Source organism: Bordetella bronchiseptica (assembly GCF_900636925.1).
GTDB lineage: Bacteria > Pseudomonadota > Gammaproteobacteria > Burkholderiales > Burkholderiaceae_B > Bordetella > Bordetella pertussis.
In genome coordinates this window covers 4,077,999-4,098,950 of the sequence record NZ_LR134326.1, presented here as the reverse complement: position 1 = coordinate 4,098,950, position 20,952 = coordinate 4,077,999, and the positions used below count along the sequence as shown (strand labels likewise).

General features: G+C 69.8%; 18 protein-coding genes. 2 read left to right on the top strand and 16 right to left on the bottom strand.

Going from position 1 to position 20,952, the window contains the following annotated elements:
* Positions 1–41: 41 nt before the first annotated feature.
* The 5 genes from EL288_RS19215 to EL288_RS19195 all read right to left on the bottom strand — a co-directional run bounded on the left by EL288_RS19215 (position 42) and on the right by EL288_RS19195 (position 5,889).
* Complete coding sequence (locus EL288_RS19215; RefSeq protein ID WP_003808682.1) at positions 42–1,103, bottom strand: ABC transporter substrate-binding protein; 1,062 nt, start codon at positions 1,101–1,103, stop codon at positions 42–44.
* Positions 1,104–1,342: 239 nt separating this feature from the next.
* Positions 1,343–2,263 (bottom strand): LysR substrate-binding domain-containing protein, encoded by a 921-nt coding sequence (locus EL288_RS19210; protein ID WP_003808684.1) that lies wholly within the window; start codon positions 2,261–2,263, stop codon positions 1,343–1,345.
* A gap of 218 nt (positions 2,264–2,481) precedes the next feature.
* A complete protein-coding gene (locus EL288_RS19205; RefSeq protein ID WP_003808686.1) occupies positions 2,482–3,255 on the bottom strand; it encodes an enoyl-CoA hydratase/isomerase family protein in 774 nt (257 codons plus the stop codon).
* 44 nt (positions 3,256–3,299) lie between these two features.
* The gene (locus EL288_RS19200; protein ID WP_003808688.1) at positions 3,300–4,919 is read right to left on the bottom strand and encodes a class I adenylate-forming enzyme family protein; all 1,620 of its coding nucleotides are present in this window, start codon (positions 4,917–4,919) and stop codon (positions 3,300–3,302) included.
* Position 4,920: 1 nt separating this feature from the next.
* Positions 4,921–5,889, bottom strand: coding sequence for a Bug family tripartite tricarboxylate transporter substrate binding protein (locus tag EL288_RS19195; RefSeq protein ID WP_003808690.1), 969 nt, complete (start codon positions 5,887–5,889; stop codon positions 4,921–4,923).
* A 168-nt stretch (positions 5,890–6,057) separates the two neighbouring features.
* Between EL288_RS19195 and EL288_RS19190 the strand changes: the two genes are divergently transcribed.
* Positions 6,058–6,969: a LysR family transcriptional regulator gene (locus EL288_RS19190; protein ID WP_010926012.1), complete on the top strand. Its 912-nt coding sequence runs from the start codon at positions 6,058–6,060 to the stop codon at positions 6,967–6,969.
* A gap of 16 nt (positions 6,970–6,985) precedes the next feature.
* Here the strand turns inward: EL288_RS19190 and EL288_RS19185 are convergent, their stop codons facing one another.
* From EL288_RS19185 to phnA, 6 genes are all read right to left on the bottom strand, one after another.
* Entirely contained in the window at positions 6,986–8,635 is a 1,650-nt protein-coding gene (locus tag EL288_RS19185; RefSeq protein ID WP_033451776.1) for a dipeptide ABC transporter ATP-binding protein, read from the bottom strand.
* An 8-nt stretch (positions 8,636–8,643) separates the two neighbouring features.
* Complete coding sequence (locus EL288_RS19180) at positions 8,644–9,564, bottom strand: ABC transporter permease (RefSeq protein WP_010926014.1); 921 nt, start codon at positions 9,562–9,564, stop codon at positions 8,644–8,646.
* Positions 9,561–10,394: an ABC transporter permease gene (locus EL288_RS19175; protein WP_003808706.1), complete on the bottom strand. Its 834-nt coding sequence runs from the start codon at positions 10,392–10,394 to the stop codon at positions 9,561–9,563. The genes EL288_RS19180 and EL288_RS19175 overlap by 4 nt, the downstream gene beginning before the upstream one ends.
* Positions 10,394–11,917 (bottom strand): ABC transporter substrate-binding protein, encoded by a 1,524-nt coding sequence (locus tag EL288_RS19170; RefSeq protein WP_225665683.1) that lies wholly within the window; start codon positions 11,915–11,917, stop codon positions 10,394–10,396. Before EL288_RS19170 ends, EL288_RS19175 begins: the two co-directional genes overlap by 1 nt.
* A gap of 23 nt (positions 11,918–11,940) precedes the next feature.
* Complete coding sequence (locus tag EL288_RS19165; protein WP_003808711.1) at positions 11,941–13,248, bottom strand: alkaline phosphatase family protein; 1,308 nt, start codon at positions 13,246–13,248, stop codon at positions 11,941–11,943.
* Between the two features lie 152 nt (positions 13,249–13,400).
* Complete coding sequence (gene phnA, locus EL288_RS19160; RefSeq protein ID WP_003808715.1) at positions 13,401–14,660, bottom strand: phosphonoacetate hydrolase; 1,260 nt, start codon at positions 14,658–14,660, stop codon at positions 13,401–13,403.
* Positions 14,661–14,799: 139 nt separating this feature from the next.
* On the opposite strand from phnA, the gene EL288_RS19155 reads away from it, so the two are divergent.
* Positions 14,800–15,693, top strand: a complete 894-nt coding sequence (locus EL288_RS19155; RefSeq protein WP_010926018.1) for a LysR substrate-binding domain-containing protein — start codon at positions 14,800–14,802, stop codon at positions 15,691–15,693.
* Positions 15,694–15,712: 19 nt separating this feature from the next.
* On the opposite strand, the gene lhpI is transcribed toward EL288_RS19155, so the two are convergent.
* Genes lhpI through leuC form a run of 5 tightly spaced genes read right to left on the bottom strand, consistent with a single transcriptional unit; the run spans position 15,713 to position 20,949 of the window.
* Positions 15,713–16,645: a bifunctional Delta(1)-pyrroline-2-carboxylate/Delta(1)-piperideine-2-carboxylate reductase gene (gene lhpI / locus EL288_RS19150; protein WP_015064444.1), complete on the bottom strand. Its 933-nt coding sequence runs from the start codon at positions 16,643–16,645 to the stop codon at positions 15,713–15,715.
* A 36-nt stretch (positions 16,646–16,681) separates the two neighbouring features.
* On the bottom strand, positions 16,682–17,728 hold the full coding sequence (locus EL288_RS19145) for a histone deacetylase family protein (protein WP_003808723.1): 1,047 nt from the start codon (positions 17,726–17,728) through the stop codon (positions 16,682–16,684).
* Positions 17,729–17,768: 40 nt separating this feature from the next.
* Positions 17,769–18,881, bottom strand: a complete 1,113-nt coding sequence (leuB, locus tag EL288_RS19140; RefSeq protein ID WP_003808725.1) for a 3-isopropylmalate dehydrogenase — start codon at positions 18,879–18,881, stop codon at positions 17,769–17,771.
* A gap of 3 nt (positions 18,882–18,884) precedes the next feature.
* A complete protein-coding gene (leuD, locus tag EL288_RS19135) occupies positions 18,885–19,514 on the bottom strand; it encodes a 3-isopropylmalate dehydratase small subunit (protein ID WP_010926020.1) in 630 nt (209 codons plus the stop codon).
* Between the two features lie 40 nt (positions 19,515–19,554).
* Positions 19,555–20,949: a 3-isopropylmalate dehydratase large subunit gene (gene leuC, locus EL288_RS19130; protein WP_003808729.1), complete on the bottom strand. Its 1,395-nt coding sequence runs from the start codon at positions 20,947–20,949 to the stop codon at positions 19,555–19,557.
* Positions 20,950–20,952 lie beyond the last annotated feature (3 nt).

The window sequence follows — 20,952 nt, the reverse complement described above, 5'->3', positions numbered from 1 at the left end:
GGTTCGCGTTGGCGGGGCGGCCCCGCGGGCTCAGGCGGGCGTCAGCTGGCGATGCGCTTGTTCCACAGGTCCAGCAGCGCGCTCATGTTCTTGATCAGCAGTTCGGTGTCGACGAGCTGGACGGAGTCGATGCTGGGCAGGCGATGCTTGAGCTTTTCGCTGTATTGCACCTTGCGGTTCACCGCGCCGTAGTACATGGCCTCGCAGAATGCCTTCTGCGCCTCCTCGCCCAGGGCGTAGTTCATGAAGGCCTTGGCCAGGTCCTCCTTGCCGCCCTTGACCACGGCCATGACCGGGCCGCTGGAGACCGCGCCTTCGGTGGGGTCGACCCACTTGACCATGCCCTTGGTCGAATCCTCGGCGATGAAGGTGCGTCCGTCCCAGCCGGGGCCGATGGCGCCCTCGCCGCTGGTCAGCAGCACGACCGGATCATTGAACGCCGTGAAGAACTTGAAGATGTGCGGCTTCATCCGTTCCAGCGTGGCGATGGACGCCTCGATGTCGCCGTATCCGCTGCCGTAGATCTTGCCGAACATGGACAGCACTTCGGCGCCGCGCACATTGGAGCTGAGGTTGTTGAAGAAAACCTGTTTGCCGAATTCGCCGGCGACGGTGCGCTCGACGAACTCCTTCCAGGACTTGACGCCGCCCTGGATCTTGTCCGGCCGGTAGGCGATGCCGACGCTGCTGTAGTCGTACAGCGACCCGCAGCCTTCCCAGTCGGCCTTGAATTTTTCGGGTACGTCAGCCAGGCTGGGCACGCTTTTCTCGTCGACCTGGGCCAGCTTCTTCGCCCGTATCAGCCGGTACATGTCGTTGCCGCCGAAGGCCGCCACGTCATAGGGAGGCGTGCCGCGGCTCGACAGGATCTTGAGCGCGTGGGCCGGGTTGGTGCCCGGCACCAGGGTCACCTTCACCCCGGACTGCTTCTCGAAGGGCTCGGCCATGTGCTTGCGCACGTTCTCCAGGAACGAGCCGCCCGAGCTGGTGACATAGATGTGATCGTCGGCCGTGTGGCCGATGCGCAGGTAGCTGCCGCCGATGGCAGCCAGGCCGATGCCGGCCGATCGTTTCAGGAAGGTGCGCCGGGTTGCCGTATCCATGATGTTTGTCCTGTCCAGTGTGCGTCCGTGCCGGGGGGGCGCAAGGGGCGCCCCGGCTGCCGGGTACTACCTGAAAGTCAACTACCACGTCTTCCGGCACTGGCTGATCGCCAGGCGCCGGCCTGCTCGCTCTTGTGTCCTATGGTGTTTCACGCCCCGCGCAGCGTCAAATCAAAAAAAACGCAGCCGCCATAAATTATTTATATGCAGGCGGTGCGGCTTTGCGGCCGGGCGGGGCGTCAGTCGCAGACGGCGAGCTGCGAGGGCGTGAAGCGCTCGTTGAGCACTGCGCCCAGGCAATCGATGAAGGCGGCCACCAGCAGGCTGCGGGGCCGGTGGCTGGATCGAAGCAGGGTGATGGGGAAATGGATGGCCGGGCGGAACTCCCTGACCACCAGGCCGTGGCAGCGGAAGTCCTCGGCGATGACGGCGTTCAGCACGCTCACGCCCAGGCCTTGCGCCACCAGATGGCAGATGGTGGACGCGTTCTCGGCCTCGACCTCGATCTTGCGCGTGACCTTGGCCTTTTCGAACAGGCTGTCCACGTGTTCGCGGCTGCCGTTCTGGCGCGCGATCGAGACGAACGGCTCGCCCTCCAGGTCGCGCGCGTGGATCACGTCGCGCGAGGCCAGCCGGTGGGCCTGGGGCAGCAGGCACACGCCGCGGATGCTGGCGATGCGTTCGGCCTCCAGGCCGGGTTCGGTGACGTGCCCGATGAACGCGGCCAGGCCCAGGTCGCACAGCTGGGAGTTCACCAGCTGTTCGACCATGTACGAGTTACAGGTGCGTATGGACAGCGTGACGCGGGGGTGGCGCTGCGTGAACGCGGTCACGGCGCTGGCCAGGAACCCGTGGCTGAGCGCCGGCGCGACGGCGATGTGCAGCCTGCCGCCGCCGAGCTGCTTGATGGTGCGGGCCGCGTCCTTGAGCGCGCGCAACCCGGCGTAATGCTGCTCGACCTCCTTGAAGAAGGCGGCGCCTTCGTCGGTGACGTGCAGCTTGTTGCCTTCGCGGATGAACAGCTTCAGGTCGAGCTCGGCCTCCAGCATGGAAACCAGGCGGCTGATGTTCGGCTGGGTCGTGTGGATGATGCGCGCTGCGCCGGTCATCGAGCCCGTCCGCATGACGGCGCGGAAGGCTTCGAGTGCCCGCACGTTCATTGGCCCTTTTTCGGCGCCCATGAGCCATTCCCCCGATCTTTTTCGCGGCGCAGGCCAGGTGAACGGCTTGCGCGCCTTGCTTCGCTTGCCGGGAGCCGCGCCCAGACATGGCGGGCCTCGGGTACGAATCGGGTTTCAGCTTACTGAGATCACCCGGGCGGGTCAATGCATGGCCGGCGGATCGGGGGACGGGGCGACGGCGGCCCGGGGCCGCCGCCCTAGGCCGCGGGCGCGGAGAACTGCCGGCGCGCCTGCACCGCGGCCGCGCTCATGCCGCACAGCACCGCCTGGTCGACGTCCATGTGCGTGGACAGGTGCGCCAGGGCGTTGGCGTAGCTGTTGATGCTCTGCTTGGTCATGGTGATCACCAGCCGGGGGTTGCGGTTGACGTCCCGGGCGACCTCCAGCGCCGCGTCCAGCGCGGTGCCGGGCGGCACGACCAGGTCCACCAGCCCCAGCTCCAGCGCGGCCTGGCTGTCGAGCTCCTTGCCGCGCAGGATCAATTGCTTGGCCTTGGCCGGTCCCACCAGGTTGACCAGGCGCGGGACCGTCTGCCAGCTCAGGGGGATGCCGATCTGCGCCTCGGGCAGGCGCAGGCGGGCGGTTTCCGAATGGATGCGCCAGTCGCAGCACAGCGTCAGGGCGATGCCGCCGCCGACGTTCAGGCCTTCGACCGCCGCGATGGTGAGCTGGGGGATGCTCTCCCAGGCGCGGCACATCCGGGCGCCGCGTTCGGAGGCCATGCGGATCCCCTCGATATCGCCGGCGTCGATTTCCCAGCGGGCCGGGTCCTTCAGGTCGACGCCGGCCGAGAAGATCTCCTGGGTGCCCGCCAGGATGACCGTGCTGATGTCGCGCTCGCCGCGCAAGCCCTCGGCGACTTCGGTCAGTTCGGCCATCACGGCCTGCGACAGCGCGTTCCTGTTCTGCTTGCGGTCCAGCGTGACGATGGCGGTTGCGCCGTCGCGGCGTATGCTTACTGCTTGGTTCATGCGTGGTTCCTTCGCGCGATTTTGCGCATGCGTTGCAATGGTGCTCAGCCGGCCGCCGCGACGGCGGCGTCCCGGGCGGCCGCCGCCTGGAGCGCGACCTTGTCCACCTTGCCGATGGCCAGCATCGGCAGCGCGGTGCGCAGTTCGATGCGCTTGGGCACCTTGTAGTTGGCCAGCCGTTCCTTGCTCCAGGCGGTCAACTGGCCGGCGGTCAGCGCGGTGCGCGGCTCGACCAGCACGTAGGCGTGGCCGACCTGCTGGAACATCGGATCGTCCACCGCCACCACGGCGGCCATCTTCACCTCGGGGTGCGATTCCAGGGCAAGCTCGACTTCGCGCGGATAGACGTTGTAGCCGCCCGACTTGAACATCTCCTTGATGCGCCCGGCCAGCTTGAAGCTGCCGTCGGGCAGCAGGGTGGCCAGGTCGCCGGTCCTGTACCAGCCGTCCTCGGTGAAGGCGGCGCGCGTGGCGGCCGGGTCGTTCAGGTAGCCCACCATGCAATAGCGCCTGCGGATCTGCAGTTCGCCTTCGATGCCGGGGCCGGCCGGCTCGCCCTGCGCATCGGCCACGCGCATTTCGTCGCCGGGGATGGGGCGTCCGATGCTGTAGGCGACCGCGTCGAACGAGTCGTCCAGGCTGGCATAGGTCACGGTCGAGCAGGACTCGGTCGAGCCGTACACCGAGCCTACCCGCGGGCAGTTGGCCGCCAGCAGCTTCAGGGCGGGCACGGGCAGGGCCGCGCCGGCCGAGATGTACCACTCCAGCTGCCGGAATATGTCGACGTCGAAATCCGGGTGCGCCATCAGCATGTTCAGCATGGTGGGGCCGAGCATGAGCATGTTGATGCGGTGGCGGCGGATCAGCGCCAGGGTCTCGCCGGGCTGGAAGCGTTCCTGGAAATGGATGGTGCCGCCGGCGGCCAGCTGGACCAGCGAGCGGAACTGCATGCCGCCCACGTGGTTGATGGGCGAGAAATTCAGGATGCAGGGCGGCCGGCTGGTGGCGAAATAGTCTTTCTGCACCGTGGCGCGAAACAGCGAGGCGAACTCCGCCAGCAGCACGCCCTTGGGACGCCCGGTCGAGCCCGAGGTGTACACCAGCATGCAGGCCTGGCCGGGTTGCGCCGCTGCCGGCCCGGGCAGGGCCGCGTCGCCGCCGCGCTCCTGCGCGGCCCCCCGCAGCGCGGCGAACAGGTCGTCGTGCGTCGGCTGTTCGCGGCCGAAGAACACCGTGGCAATGGCGTGGCCGCTGTCGCGCCCGATGCCGGCGACCACCTGCTCGACCGTCTGGACATACTCGGTATTGTCGAACTCGCGCACCGACATCAGCAGCGTGGGCCGCGCATGGTCGAGGATGTAGTGGATCTCCGGGGCCTTGTACTTGGGATTGAGGGCCAGCCAGACCGCGCCCAGCCTGGTGCAGGCCAGGAATGTGATGATGGCCTCGGGCCTGGGCGGCGAGAGCAGGGCGACGCGGTCGCCGCGCCGCACGCCCAGCCGCGCCAGCAGCGCCGCCGCCTCGTCGACGACGGCCAGCAGCCGGCTGTAGCTGAGGGTGTGGCCGTCCAGGCCCAGGGCGGTCCGCTCGGGCGTGGCGGCGGCGTGCTGGCCGACCACGTCCAGCCATGTCGGGCCGGCCGGCTTGATGTCGCGGATGTCCATGTCAGTTGAACGTGATCTTGCGCTCGACGATGATGCGGCGGAAGCGCTCGGCTTCGGCATCGATATAGGCCTTGGTCTGCGCCGGCGTCATGTGCATGGGCATGGACTTCGTCTGCTCGATCTTCTCGATGATCGCCTGCTCGCCCATCACCTGGGAGAAGGCCTGGTACAGCTTGTCGATGACCGGCTGCGGCGTGCCCTTGGGCGCGGCGAGAATGTAGGAGATGGTGCTGGTGCTGGCGTTGGGATAGCCGATCTCCGTCAGCGTGGGCGTATCCGGCAGGAATTTCGTGCGGGTGTGCTGCAGCGTGACCAGCGGGATGATCTTGCCGGCCTGGATCATCGGCGTGGGCGAGTTCACGCCATCGACCATGGCATCGACCTGGCCGCCGGCCACCGCCGTGACCGCCTCGAAGCCCTTGTACGGCACCTGGTTGAGCTTGATGCCCATGTCGCCCATCAGCACCTCGGCGGCCAGGTGGGTAATGCCGCCCACGCCATAGGTGGCGTACGAGTAGGCGCCCGGCGATTGCTTCACCTTGGCGATGAACTCCGGGAAGTTCCTGGAGAACCCGGGGTGGGTGGTCAGGATGAGCGGCGTTTCGCCCAGCGCGGTGATGTATTCCAGGGTCTTTTCCGGATCGTAGGGCTGCGGCGACTGGGTATAGGGGATCAGGCTGTAGCTGGTGTTGGTGGACAGGGCCAGCGTATAGCCGTCGGGCTTGGCGGCGATCACTTCCTTCATGCCGATCACGGTGCTGGCGCCGGGCCGGTTGAGAATGATGATGGGTTGGCCCAGCAGCGCCGATACCTGGGGCGCGACGATGCGCAGCACCTGGTCGGTGCCGCCGCCCGCCTGGTATGGCACGACGATCTTGATGGGCTGGTTGGGAAAACCTTCGGCCGCGTTGGCGGCGCCGGCCGCCACGGCGACGGCGGTCAGGGCGATGGCGCCCAGAATCTTCTTCATTGTGTCTCCTGCCTGCTTCTGCTTGGTTCGAGTCCTGCTGCAGGCAGTCTAGCGGCGCCCGGACACCGGTTTGATTCTTTCTTTTCGATGATATATTGAAAAACTACATATATTGGAACGGTGTTCCGGGACCGCCATGCACGGGCCGGCGGGCGCAACAAGGGCAACATGAAGATCATCAAGCTGAATGTCACGCTCAGGCAGTTGCGAGCGTTCTCGCTCGTGAACCACCTGGGCAGTTTCGGCAAGGCCGCCGAGGCGCTGTCGATGACGCAAGGCGCGCTCAGCCACCTGGTCCAGGAGCTCGAGCGGCAGATCGGCTTCAAGCTGTTCGACCGCACCACCCGCCGGCTGGCGCTGACGCCGGAGGGGCGCACTTACCTGACCCATGCCGAGCAGGTGCTGATCGAAGTGCACCGGTTGCACGACGCCGCGGACGACCTGGTGCAGCGCAAGAACAAGCAATTCCGCCTGGGCGCCACCGGCGCGTTGATCGCCTCGCGCATGCCGGCCTGGCTGCTCGAGTTCTCGCGCCTGCACCCGGACGTGCGCATCGATCTCAAGGACGTCAATCCGGATGTGCTGCCGGTGCAAATGGCCGAAGGCACGGTGGACCTGGGCATCGGGCCGATCCGGCACCGCATGCCGCCGGCGGTGGCCTGCCAGTACCTGTTCAGCAGCCCCATCATGCTGGTCGTGGCCCAGCATCATCCGTTCGCCCGGCGGCGCGCCGTCACCTGGGAAGACGTGTCGCGGCAGACCCTCGTGCTGTCGCACCGCAGTTCACTGGAGCAGTTGCACGCCGACACGGGCCGCGACTTCTCCCGCATGCCGGTCATCGAGCTGTCCCAGCTGCACAGCATCCTCTCGGTGGTCGAGTCGGGCGACGGCGTGACCATCTTCGCGGAGTACGCGCTGAAGTACCTGCGCATCCACAAGGTCGTGGCGATCCCGGTGGTGGAGCCCGAGGTGATGATCCGGGTCGGCCTTTACACGAACCGCGGCGTGACGCTGTCGGAGGCGGCGCGCAGTTTCCACGACTTCATCGCCACCAATCACAGGCTGTACGGGCAGGAGTGATCCGGCCTGGCTTCCTTCAGGTGAACAACGCCTGCTGCCCGAACCCGGATGCCAGGGTGGTGGCGCGGGGCTGGCGCCGCGCCGCACGGGCCTGCGGCGCCGGGCTCGGCGTGTCCGACAGGCGGCTCGCGTCGAGCAGTTCGCGGGTATAGGGGTGGCCCGGGTTGGCGAAGACGCGGGCGGCCTCGCCGTGCTCGACCACGCGGCCGCGCCGCATGACCAGGATGTCGTCGGCCAGCGAGGCCATGACGCCCAGGTCGTGGCCGATGAAGACCAGCGTCAGGCCGTGCTGGTCGCGCAGCCTGGCCAGCAGCGCGAGGATCTGGTTGCGCACGCTGGCGTCCAGCGCCGAGACCGGTTCGTCGCAGATGAGCACGCGCGGCTGCATGGCCAGCGCGCGGGCGATGACCACGCGCTGGCGCTGTCCGCCCGAGATCTGGTGCGGAAAGCGCGCCAGCAGCTCGGGGGCCAGGCCCACGTCCTCGAGCATGGCGATGCAGTGTTCGCGCAGGCTGGCGCGCGGCAGCCCGCGCGCCAGCAGCGGCTCGGACAGGGTCTGCAGCAGGGTGCGCCGGGGGTTGAGGCTGCCCGACGTATCCTGGAAGACATACTGGCAGGTGGCTGCGAACGCGCGCCGGCCGCGTCGGGCGGCGGGGTTCAGGCCGAACACGCGCACCGAGCCGGCGCTGGGTTCGAGCAGCCCCATGATGGCCTGGGCCAGCGTGCTCTTGCCCGAGCCGGATTCGCCGGCGATGCCCAGCGTGGCGCCGGCGCGTACTTGCAGCGTCACCTGTTCGAGCGCGCGCTTGGGTTTCCAGCGCCCATAGTCCACGCATACGCCGTCCAGTTCGATGGCCGTTTCGGCCGAGGCCGGGGCGTGCCGGCGCTTGAGCGGTTGCGGGGCATGCGCGGCCATCAGGGTGCGCGTGTAGTCGTGCCGCGGGGCAAGCAGGACTTCGCGGGCCGGGCCCTGTTCGACCAGGCGTCCCCCGCACATGACGGCGACGCGGTCCGACATGGTCCGCACGGCGTCCAGGTCGTGCGAGATGAACAGCATCGCCATCCGCCGCTGGCGCTGGATGCCGCGCAGCAGGCCGAGGATCTGTGCCTGCGTGGTGACGTCCAGCGCGGTGGTGGGTTCGTCGGCGATCAGCAGGGCGGGCTCGGCCGCCAGGGTCATGGCGATCATCGCGCGTTGCTGCTGGCCGCCCGACAGTTCGAAGGGGTGGCGGCCGAGCATGGCGGCCGGGTCGGGCAGGCCGACTTCGTCGAGCAGCTTGATGGCGCGCGCGCGGCGGTAGGCGCGGCTGTCGCCCGGCATGGGCTTGAGGTTCTCCAGGATCTGCGCGCCCAGCGTCATGATGGGATTGAGCGAGGCCATGGGGTCCTGGAAGACGATGCCGATCTTGCGCCCGCGCACGGCCCGCCAGCCTTCCTCGTCCAGCTGCATCAGTTCGATGTCCTGGTAGCGGATGCTGCCGACCGGATCGATGCCGTCGGGGGTCAGGCCCAGGCAGGCCAGGGCGGTCAGCGACTTGCCGCTGCCGGACTCGCCGATCAGGCCCAGCGACTGGCCGGCCTGCAGGTCGAGGTTGATGTCGTGCAGCACGCGCGCCGGGCCGTGGCTGGCGCAGAGATTGCGGATGGAGAGCAGGGGGGCGGGCATGGCGGTTCTCAGGCGGCGCGGCGCGCCAGGCGCGGGTCGGCCCAGCGTTGCAGCGCGGCGGCGGCGATGTTGACGAGGATGACGAAGGTGGCCAGGGCCATGACGGCGACCTGGATGACGGGATAGTCGCGGCTGCGGATGGCTTCCAGCGTCAACCCGCCCAGCCCGGGCTGGGCGAACAGCGCCTCCATGGTGAGCGCGCCGCCCACCAGGCCGCCCAGGATGACGCCGGACAGCGCGATGACCTGCGACAGGCAGTTCGGCAGCACGTGGCGCCAGATGATGCGCCAGCTGGACAGGCCCTTGGCGCGCGCCGTGCGCACGAAGCCGGCGCGGGCGGTCTGTTTCAGTTCTTCGTGCAGGGGCTTGGCGATCTGGCCGGCGATGTCCAGGCCGAGGATGATGACGGGCAGCAGCATCTGGCCCCGGATGGGCAGCCACTTGAGCCAGATCGAGAACACCAGGATGCCGAGCACGCCGGTACAGAAGCTGGGCACGGCGATCGACCAGATATTCAGGCCCTCGATCAGCGCGCCCAGGCGCAGGCGCTTGAAGGCCTGTGCGGCGACGGCCAGCCCGACGCCCAGCGCCAGGCCGAAGGCCAGGCTGGCGGCGGCCAGCCGCAGCGTGTGCGGCACGGCTTCGGCCAGCATGGCGGCGACCGGCGAACCGTAGCGCATCGATTCGCCGAAGTCGCCTTGCGACGCGTGGGCGAGCCAGCGCTGGAACTGCACCGCCAGCCCATGGTCCAGCCCCAGGTCGGCGCGCAGCTGGGTCAGCCCGGCGGCGTCGTAGTCGCCGCGCGCGGCGTAATAGTCGGTGATGTCGCCGGGCGCCGCGCGTACCAGCAGGAAGATCGTGAACGCGATCGCGGCGATGGAGAACAACTGTCGTGCGCATTGCGTGGCGCAGCTCAGCAAGGCATTCACGGGCAGGCTCCAGCGGGGCGGGAAAGCGGATCGAAGCGGCGGCGCAGCCGGTTGCCGGCCACCGACAGGGCCAGCGAGGTCAGGGCGAGCGCGAGCACGGGAAAGAGCAGGGCGGTCGGCGCCTGCTCGGCATACGGCACCGCGGTGGCGATGATGCGGCCCCAGGTCGGCACGTCGGGCGCCACGCCCAGGCCGAAGAAGCTGAGCACCGATTCGGTGACGACGGCGCGCGGCACCACGATGGCCAGCTGGGTGAGCAGGGTGCCGGCGATGTTGGGCAGGATGTGGCGCCAGGCGATGGCGGCCGGCGCCACGCCCAGCACGCGCGCGGCGCGCACGTAGCCCGATGCGGTTTCGCGTTCGTAGGCGGCCCGCGCGACATAGCCGAACAGCGGCATGAACGAGATGCCGACGGCGACGATGACCGAGCCCGTGCCTACCCCCAGCGCCACCATCAGCGCCAGCGACAGCAGGATGGGCGGCAGGGTGCGGATCAGGTCGAACACCAGGTAGACGGCGGCGCGCACGGCGCCGCCCAGCGCACAGGCCAGCAGGCCGACGGCGGCGCCGCCCAGCAAGGCGATGGCGCCCGAGCAGAACGCCACCAGCAGGGTCAGGCGGGTGCCCATCACGATGCGCGCGTAGACGTCGCGGCCGAAATTGTCGGTGCCCAGCCAGTGCGCGGCCGACGGCGGCAGGTTGCGCGCCAGCAGGTTCTGCGCGTAGGGGTCGTGGGACAGCAGGGCGGGGCCGGCCGCCGCCAGCAGCGCGGCGGCCAGCAGCAGCACCCACGGCCAGTGGCGGCCCGGCCGGACAGGCGCCGCCGCCATCACGCCGCCAGCCAGGTGCGGGCCAGCCCGCCGTCGACGCGGTTCTGGCTCCAGGTGTAGCCGGTGGCGTAGCCGCGCACCGAGGGCGCCACGCCGATGGCGTCGGCCGCATGGCCGATCCCCACCGTGTAGAGGCGGTCCATGACGTGCTGCCACGCCTGCAGGTAGCCGTCGCGCGCCTGCTGCGCATTGGGGGCGCTGACGGCCGCGGCGATCCTGGCGTCGAGTTCCTTGTCCTGGATGCCGCCCCACAGCATGGGGCTGGGGCCATCGGAGAGCAGGCGCGCATAGCGCAGGTAGACGTCGGCGCGCGGGCCGGAGTGGAACGGCGCCAGGTCCCAGTCGTACAGGGCGAGGGCGCGCTGCGCGCCGATATCGTCGAGCGACTGGTGGTCGATCCTGAAGCCGAGTTCGCGCACCATCTGCACCGCGACCTGCGCGTAGTCGTTCTGCCAGGAAACCAGCTTCAGGGTGTGTCCTGCCGGATCCACGCCGGCCTCCCGCAGCAACTGGCGCGCGCGCGCCAGGTCGGGCTTCGCGTAGGGGTCGCGCGCTTCGAGGGCGCGGTCCCAGTAGAACGTGTCGGGCCGCATCGGCTGGTCGCTGGTCAGGGCGCCCTTGAGCACGAAGTCCATGTAGACGCGCTTGTCCAGGCTCAGCGCGATGGCCTGGCGCACGCGCGCGTCCTGCATCAGCTTGCCGGGCTTGCGGTTGTTGAACGACAGGAAGTACCAGGCGGTGTCCTTCAGGTGCTGCACGCCGATGTTCTCGTTGCGCAGCGCGTCCAGCTTGTCGTTGCCCACGTAGGCGACGTGCAGGTCGCCCGAGCGCAGCGACAGGCTGTTGTCGCGGTCGCCGCGCAAGTCGAATTCCACGGCCTGCAGATACGGCAGGCCGGGCTGCCAGTAGTTGTCGAACGCCGGCGCGTGAAAGCGCACGTCGGGCTGCCATTTGCCGAAGGTGAACGGGCCGGTGCCGATGGGCTGGCGGATCGTGTCGTCCCAGCCGGGCGATTCCGGCGCGATGATCCAGAGTTCGGAGAGCAGGTTGAGGAAGGGGGCGTAGGCCTCCTGCAGTTCCACCTGCAGCGTGTCCGCGCCGGCGACGGTCAGGCTGCTGACCTGCTTCATGGCGCCGCTCAGCCAGCCGCCCTTGACCTTGTCGCGCACGCGCTCGAAGTTGGCCTTGACGTCCTGGGCGGTCAGCGCGCGGCCGTTGTGAAAGCGTATGCCCTTGCGCAGCACGAAGGTGTAGCGGCGGCCGTCGGCCGACAGTTCGAAGCGCTCGGCCAGGAAGGGCTTGACGGTGCCGTCGTCGGCGATGCTGGTCAGGGTTTCGGCATAGACCTGCTGCACGGCGATCGAGCCGGAGTGGCGGTGCGGATCGGAGGTGTCCAGGCCCAGCAGGGCGATTTTCAGCGTGCCGCCACGGCGCGGCTCGGCCGCCTGGGCGTGCGCGAAGGCGGGGTACAGGCCGCCGATGCCGGCGGCGCCAAGAAGTTTGAGTAGGGTACGGCGTTGCATGTGCATGGGAATCGAGTGCAGGGTCAAAGGGCTCGATGAGCCGGGGAAGGGGCGGGGAAGGAATGGGGCAGGGGGCGGCCGTCCATGCCGTCGGCGGGCAGGCCGAGATGGCGCAGCACCGTCGGGGCGTAGTCGATCAGGCTGACCGCCTGGTCGCATACCGCGCCGGCGGCGAAGCCGGCGCCTTGCGCGATGAGGAAGGGCGCTTGTTCGTTGGGGCCCAGGCCGCCGTGCTGGCCGCGGCCGTCGTAGCGCTTGGCGTCGCCGCGGTCGGCGGCGATCCAGGCGGCGCCGGGCACGCCGTGGGCATTGGGGCCGGGGTCGTGGCGCATCGTCACGGCCAGGGCGCAGGCGGGATCGTCCTGCGGCATGCCGATGCCGGCGAGCGCGGCGCCGCCGAAGACCTGGCCGCACCACGCCTGGCGGCGCAGGAAGGCCGCGACGGCGGCCGTGCGCGCCGCCGCGTCCGGCGCGATGCCGATCACGCACGCGGTGCCGTTGGGCGCGACCACCAGCTCGCGGCTGTCCGGGCTGTCTTTCAGTCCGGCCTGGACCAGCGCGGCGGCGACATCGATTTCGCCCAGCACGGTCTCCATGCCGTGGTCCGAGCCCACCATCAGCAAGATGTCTTCGCCGCGGGCGCGCAGCGCGTCGACCGTATCCAGCACCTGCGCCACGCAGCGCTCGGCGTGGGCGATCGCCGCCAGGTGGGCCGGGCTGCCCAGCGCATGGCCGTGTCCGGAGTGGTCGGGCTCGGACAGCCAGAGCGTGGCCATGGCCGGCGCGCCGGGCGCCTGCAGCATGGCGCAGAAGCGCCGCGTCATCTCGGCGTCGCCGGCCGCGCCGCTGGCGATCTCCAGCGCCTCGGCTCCGCTGTAGGGCCGGCGGCCCGGGCCATAGGAACCGGCGCGATGGTAGACCCGTCCGTGGCCGTCGGGGTCGTGGAAATAGGCGGCGCCCGGCGACACGTTGGAGTAGATGGCGGCGCCGCCATGCGCGGCCAGCCGTTGCGCCAGGGTGGGCACCCGCAGGGCATGTCCGGTGGCGGCGCGCAGGCGCTCGACGAACCCGGGGTCGCCCGCCGAATGGTTGGCCAGGCCGTCCGCCTCGCGCAGCAGCATGCAGTTGCCGAGCAGGCCGTGGCGCGCCGGCCGGCAGCCGGTGGCGATGCTGGCCGAGCTGACGCGGGTGGTGGAGGGAAACACGCTGCCGGCGCGGCTGAACCAGGTCGATGCCTGGGCCAGCCCGGTCAGGGTCGGACAGGTTCGCGCCGTGACCAGGTCGCGGCGCAGGCTGTCGCAGATAATCAGGATTGCACGCTTGCTTTTCATGCGAAAAATAATAATTTTTCAGTGTTACCGTGCGATGACTCCGCGCAAAATAAATCAACGCAACATGTTGTTTTTAAAAAGAAAAAGGCATTCCACGGAAAATGGAATGCCTTGCCCAGGAAGGCCTGGGCATTAATCGCGCCGGGATACTGTCAGGCGTCGGCCGCGGCCTGCGTCTGCACCCCGTTCAACGCAAAATCGAAGATGTCGAAGTTGCGCAGGCCGCCTTGCGCGGCGCGTTCGCGATAGGCTGGCGACAGCGGCTGCGACAGGAAGAACGGCACCGGCTGCTCGGAGTAACCGCCATGCGAGCGCAGCGGATGGTCGCCGACCGTGGACAAGTCATGCTCGTCGGCGCGCGAGCCCAGCACGTACGACTCGTGCGAGATGACGACGAAGTCGGCTTCGCGGTCCAGCGGCAGGCCCAGCCGCTGCGCGGCCTGTTCGCGCGACAGGACTTCCTGCACGCCGTCGATGGCGGCGGCCGCCTGCATCATGGCCTCGATGTCGGCGGGATTGCGGGCGTACCCGCGCACGAACGACCCCAGCGCGCCGTGGTGGCGCACGAACGGGTCGGTGATCGGGCAGATGATGCGCGCGCTGCCGGCGCCGAACCGGGCTTCGAGCAGATCCTGCAGGAAGATCGCGTTGGGCCGGCCTTGAGCGTCGGTCTTGTGGGACATGCCGTGGTCGGCAATGCAGGCCACGACCGCGCCGGCATCCACGAAGGCCTGCAGGCGAGCGTCGATGGCGCGCAGGAATGCATCGGACTCCGGCTCGCCGGGGGCGTGCTTGTGCTGGATGTAGTCGGACAGCGACAGGTACAGCAGCCGGGCGCGGCCCTGGCGCAGCAGGGCCAGGCCGGCGTCCAGCACGTACAGGGACAGGTCGCCCGAATACATGTCGGGCCTGGGCCGGCCGACCAGCGCCGCCACGTCGGCCACGCCATGTTCGGCTTCGCTGCATTGGTCGGCCTTCTCGGACGAGAAGCAAATGCCTCGCAGGCCATGGCCCAGCACCTTGCGCAGCTTGTCCTTGGCGGTGATCGCGGCGGTGGGCACGCCGGCCTGCGACATCAGGCCCAGCAGGGTATCGCCGCGCAGCAGGGCCGCGTCGGTCATCATGATTTCGCGCCCGGTGTCGCGATCGAGGTAGTAGTTGCCGCCGATGCCGTGCACCGCCGGCGGCGCGCCGGTCACCACCGACACATTGTTGGGATTGGTGAACGAGGGCATGACGCAATCGGCCACGGCGCCAAACCCTTCCTCGAAGAAGCGCGCGATGGCCGGGCAGACCCCGTCGGCGATGCCGCGGGCGATGTATTCCGGGTCGCAGCCGTCGATGCAGACGACGACGGTGGGACGTTGGGGCAAAGCGTAATGACGGCCGTGCAATGCAATGGGTGCGGACATGTGGGCGTGAAACTCATGAGTCAGACAGTGCGCCCAGCATATCGTGCGTAAAATGGGTTTGCTGTGATAGGTTTTGCCGGTTTTGTGAGTTCTGCTCACGCCTTTGGTCATTGATTGGTCATATTCACCGTTCCCGCCGATGTCGCGTATTCCCCCCTTGCCGGCGCTGCGCGCCTTTCTCGCCGCCTGTCGCCGCGGCAGCTATACGGCCGCCGCCGAAGAGCTGAACGTCACGCATGGCGCCATCAGCCGCCAGGTGCAACAGCTGGAGGAGTGGCTGGGGCAGAAGCTGTTCGTGCGCACGGGCCAGCGGATGGCGCCGACGCCGCACGCGCTGGCGTTCGCGCAGGAAGTCAGCGCGGCCATGCAGCGCATCGAGGACGCCGCGCGCCGCTATGGCCGCGGCAGCGCGTCGCGCCTGCTGCGCGTCAACGCGCCAGCCACCTTCGCCATGCGCTGGCTGATTCCGCGCCTGCCGGATTTCTATGCCCGCAACCCGGACATCCTGGTGCAGGTGCAGACCGCGACCACGCAGCAATTGACGCTGGCCGGCAGCTTCGACGCGGCCATACGCATCGGCCCGGTCAATGCCGGCCACTTCTCGGCCTTGCCGTTCCTGGACGAATGGCACACCGTGCTGGCGGCGCCCGCCCTGCTGGCGCGCCAGCCGTTGCATACGCTGGAGCAACTGGCCGATCATGTCCTGCTCGACACCGAGACGCGGCCCGGCATCTGGCAGCAATGGCTGAACGCGGCCGGCTGCGCCGGCGCGATCCCCGCGCGGCGCCTGCGCTTCGACCACTACTACGTGACCTATAGCGCGCTGGTCGACGGCCTGGGCATCGCGCTGGGGCCGTTGCCGACGCTGGACCACGATCTGGAAACCGGCCGGCTCGCGCAGCCCTTTCCCGATCTGCGCACCCCGCCGCAACGCTATGCGTGCCTCACGCCCGCCGGCGTGGTCAAGACGGTGGCGCATCGCCGCTTCGAGGACTGGCTGCTCGAGCGCGGCGCCTTGCTGGCGCGGGACTGAAGGCCGGCCGGGCCGCGGCTCAGGCCGCCTGGTAGACCAGGATGGCGGCGGCCAGGTCTTCCGACGCGGTGCCGACGGCCTTGTAGACGGTGATTTCCTCGTCCGACCGGCGCCCCGGGTGCGCGCCGCGGCACAGCTCTTCCAGCGTCGCCTGCAGCTTGCCGGCGTCGAACAGGCCCAGCGCCATGGGCGCAAGCAGGTCGCCCGATTTCTCCAGCGCCTCGCCGGTGTCGACGAAGACCGAGGTGTCGGCGAAGGCGGCGTCGTCGGCTTCGCGCATGCCGGGCTGGAAGCTGCCGATGAGATCCAGGTGCGTGCCCGGCCGCAGCCATGCCCGCAGGACGAGCGGCGCGCGCGACAAGGTGGCGCAGGTGATGATGTCGGCCTGGCGCGCCGCCGGCTCGAGGTCGGCGACGGCGCGGGCGCGCATGCCCTGGTCGCGCAGATGCGCGGCCAGCGCCTCGGCCTTGCCGGGGTCGATGTCCCAGACCTCCACGGTATCGATGGCGCGCACGGCGGCGTAGGCGGGGGCCAGCGCGCGCGCCACGTTGCCCGCGCCCACCACCAGCAGGCGGGCGGCGTCCCGCCGCGCCAGGTAGCTGGCGGCCAGCGCCGAGGCGGCGGCGGTGCGGCGCACGGTGATCTGGTCGCCGTCGATGATGGACAGCGGCCGGCCGTTGCGCGCGTCGAACAGCGTGTACGACGAGTGCAGGCCGGGCCAGCCCTGGGCGCCGTTTTCCGGGTAGATCGTCACGTGCTTGATGCCCAGGTAGCGGCCTTCCTGCCAGGCCGGCATGATCAGCAGCGTGTCGGCGGTGTCTGCGCGCCGCGCCAGCGTGTGGCTGTGGCGTCGCGGCACTTCGCAGCCGTCGACGAACATCTGGCGCAGGGCGGGGATGAGGCGGTCAAAGGGCAGGCGCGCTTCGGTCGCCTGGCTGTCGAATGTCTTCAAGGGTGTGCTTCCGTCAGGAGTGTGGCGAGGTCCGGGTCAGCGCAGCGTGGCGGTGGGGCGGTGGTGCTGGCAGAAACCGTCGAGGAAAGTGGCCAGGTTCTCGCCCAGTTCGTCGGACAGGTAGCCGCCTTCCTGGACCAGCACGGTGGGCAGCGCCAGGCCGGCGATGGCCTGGCCGATACGGGCGAAGCCGGGCGTGGTGATGCGAAAGGCGTTCAGGGGATCGCCTTCATAGGTGTCCAGGCCCAGCGCCACGACCACCACGTCCGGCTTGAAGTCGAGCACGCGCCGGCAGGCGATGCGCAAGGCCGCCAGGAAGGCCTCGTCGTCGGTGCCGATGGGCAGCGGCAGGTTCAGGTTGCAGCCCGCGCCGATGCCGCGGCCGGTCTCCTGCGCGTAGCCGGTGAAGAACGGATAGAAGTACGCGGGGTCGGCGTGCAGCGAGACATGCAGCACGTCGTCGCGCTCGTAGAAGATGTCCTGGGTGCCGTTGCCATGGTGCACGTCCACGTCCAGGATGGCCACGCGCGCGACATGATGGCGCAGCCATTGCGCTGCGACCGCGGTGTGGTTGAGAAAGCAGAAGCCGCCGGCGCGGTCGCGCGTGGCGTGGTGGCCGGGCGGGCGCGACAGCGAATAGGCCGCCGGCGCGCCTTCGATCACCAGCTGCGCCGCGGTGCAGGCCGAGTGGCTGGCGGCCAGGGCCGCTTCCCAGGTGTGCGGGCCCATGGGGCTGGACGTGTCCGCGATATGGAAGCCGGCGCGGCCGATGATGCTGACGGGATACCCGGATTCCTCGCGCGGCGGGTGGACGTGGGGCGTGATCTCCTGGCTGGCGCCGGGCAGCGCGCGCCATTGCGCGTAGCCGTTCTTGAGGAAGTCGAGATAGCGCGGGCAATGCACTTCGGCCAGGATGGCCTCGCCGAAGTCGCGCGCCTCGACCCGTTCGTGGCCGCGGCGCTGCGCGGCCGCCAGCAGGCGGTCGGCGCGCTCGGGCTGTTCGGTGCTGCGGGTGATCTGGCCGCGCACGATGAAGAACTGCGGATCATGGCGGCGGTGGGTTTCGCTGTGGACGAATTTCATGGCTTGGACCTGTCGAACGGGGGGCGGGGACGCGGGCGGATCACGCCGCCAGGGTTTCAAGGGCCTGCAGCACGGCGTCGGCCATGGCGCGGGTGGACAGCGCCGGCGCGGCGGCGCCGGCCAGCAGGTCGAGCGTGCGCGCGCCGCCAGCCAGCGCGCGCTCCACCGCGCGTTCCAGCAGGTCGGCCTCGGCCGGCTGGCGGAACGTCCAGCGCAGCGCCAGCGCCAGGCTCAGGATGGCGCCCAGCGGGTTGGCGATGCCCTGGCCGGCGATATCGGGCGCGCTGCCATGCACCGGCTCGTAGAAGCCGCGGCGGCGGCCGCCGTCCTCGGCGCCGAACGAGGCCGAGGGCAGCATGCCCAGCGAACCGGCCACCGCGCCGGCGGCGTCGGACAGGATGTCGCCGAACAGGTTGTCCGCCAGCAGCACGTCGAAGCGCGCCGGCCGCAGGCACAGCTGCAGGGCGCAGTTGTCGACCAGGATGTGTTCGAGCTCCACGTCCGGATACTCGGCGTCGCGGCAGGCCTGGACTTCCTCGCGCCACAGCAGGCCGCTTTCCAGGACATTGGACTTGTCGACCGAGCAGACGCGGCCGCCGCGCGCGCGGGCCAGCTCGAAGGCCACCCGGGCGATGCGGCGGATCTCCAGGTCGTCATAGCGCTGGGTGTTGGTGCCGACGCGGCGGCCGTCGCCGGTCTGGTCGATGCCGCGCGGCGACGCGTAGTAGATGCCGCCGGCCAGCTCGCGCACGATCATCATGTCGACCTTCTCGACGCGCTCGGGCACGAAGGGGCACAGCTCGGCCAGGGCCGGCCAATAGCGCACCGGCCGCAGGTTGGCGTAAAGCCCGAGTTCGCGCCGGATGCGCAGCAGGCCTTCCTCGCGCACCTGCTCCAGCGGCAGCCGGTCGTACTCCGGCCCGCCGATGGCGCCGAACAGCACGGCATCGGCCGCGCGGATCTGCGCCAGCGTATCGTCGGTCATGATGCGGCCGGTACGGTTCAGCACCTCGACGCCGAACGCCGCCTGTCCGATCGACAGCGGCAGGCCGCGCCGGGCGGCGAACCATTGCGCGATGCGCCCGGCTTCGTGGACCACTTCGGCGCCCACGCCGTCGCCGCCGATCAGCAGCAATCGATTCTGCTCGCTCAACTTCTACTCCTGGATTTGGGTGTCGTAGGCCCAGGGCGCGCGCGCCCGGTGGGCCTGCTGGAACGCGTCGATGCGGTCGCTCAACCGCAGCGTGCGCTGGATCTGGTCGGCGCCGGCCATGAGAGCCTCGCGCCAGAAATCATCGATCTCGAACGGCTGCGCCAGGCGTGCGGCGGCATCCGTGATGAGGCGCTGGCGCAGGTCCACCACCAGCGGGCGGCCCGGGGACGCCTCGGCCGCCTGCCGCACCCGCTCCAGCGCGGCGGCGTCCAGGCTGATGGGCAGCACGCCGTTCTGCAGGCAGTTGGCGCGGAAGATGTCGCCGTACGTGGTGCCGATCACGCAGCGGATGCCGAAGTCGGCCAGCGCCCAGACGGCGGATTCGCGCGAACTGCCGCAGCCGAAATTGGGCCCGCACAGCAGGATGGAGGCATGCCGCCAGGGCTCGCGGTTGAGCACGAAGTCGGGGTTCTCGCTGCCGTCGGGCCGATAGCGCAGCACTTCGAAGGCATAGGGGCCGAACTGGCCCGGGTCCAGGGCCACCAGCCGCTCGACGCGCACGATCACGTCGGTGTCGATATTGGCCATGGGCAGGCTGGCCGCCACGCCTTGGTGTTGGATGAAAGGAGTCATGTCAGGGATGGCCGCGGTGGCGCATGGAACAGGTGCGGGGTCAGGGCAGCGGCGCGGCGATCACGCCGGCGATGGCGCAGGCCGCGGCGGTGGCGGGGCTGGCCAGGTGGGTGCGCACGTCGCGCCCCTGGCGGCCGACGAAATTGCGGTTGGAGGTGGCCACCACGCGCTGTCCCGGCTCGGCCAGTTCGCCGTTGGCGGCCAGGCACATCGAGCAGCCGGGTTCGCGCCAGTCGAATCCGGCGTCGGTGAACACGCGCGCCAGTCCTTCGGCCTCGGCCTGCCGCTTGACCGCCTGCGAGCCCGGCACCACCCAGGCGGTCACGTGATCGGCGACGCGGCGTCCGCGCACTTGCGCCGCGGCGGCGCGCAGATCGTCGAGCCGGCCGTTGGCGCACGAGCCGATGAACACCCGGTCCACCGCCAGGCCGGCCAACGGGGCCCCGGGCGTGACGCCCAGGTAGGCCTGGCCGGCGGCGGCGGCGCGTTGCCGCGCCGGATCGGCATAGCCGCGCGGGTCGGGCGCGACGCCGGCCACGTCCATGGCGTCCTGCGGGCTGGTGCCCCAGGTGATTTGCGGCGCCAGCGCGCCGAGGTCCAGGTCCAGCTCGCGGTCGAACACCGCGTCCGCGTCGCTGCGCAGCGCGCGCCAGGCGGCCAGCGCCTGCTGCAGCCGTGCGCCGCGCGGCGCGTGCCGGCGGCCCGCCAGCCAGGCGAACGTGGTGTCGTCGGGGGCGATGAGGCCGATCTTGGCGCCGAACTCGATCGACAGGTTGCACAGCGTCATGCGCTCTTCGATGTCCATGGCCGCGACGGCCTCGCCGGCGTATTCGACCGCATGGCCGCTGCCGCCGGCCGCGCCGATGACGCTGACCAGGTGCAGGGCCACATCCTTGGCCGTGACGCCGGGACGGCGGCGCCCGTGCAGCCGCACGCGCAACTGGCGCGGCTTGCGCTGCACGATGGCCTGCGTGGCCAGCACGTGCTCGACTTCGCTGGACCCGATGCCAAAGCCGATGGCGCCCAGCGCGCCATGCGTGCAGGTGTGGCTGTCGCAGCACACCACGATCATGTCGGGCAGGGTCAGGCCCTGCTCCGGCGCGATGACGTGCACGATGCCGTGCGCGTCGTCGTCGGCGGCGATGTAGCGGATGCCGGCGGCCTGGCAGCGCGCCTGCAGGTCGTCGACCAGGCGCAGCACGATATGCGGAATGGGGCTGACGCGCCCCGGCCCGGTGGCCACCGTATGGTCGGGGATGGCCACGGTCAGGTCCGGCGCGCGCACCGCCAGGCCGCGCGCCGCCAGCGCCTTCAGGGCCGGCGCGCCGCCCAGGTCGTGCAGGTAGTGGCGGTCCACGTGCAGCACGTCGCCTTCCTCGGTGGAGGCGATGACGTGGCTGTCCCAGATCTTGTCGAACAGTGTGCGTGCGGCCATGTC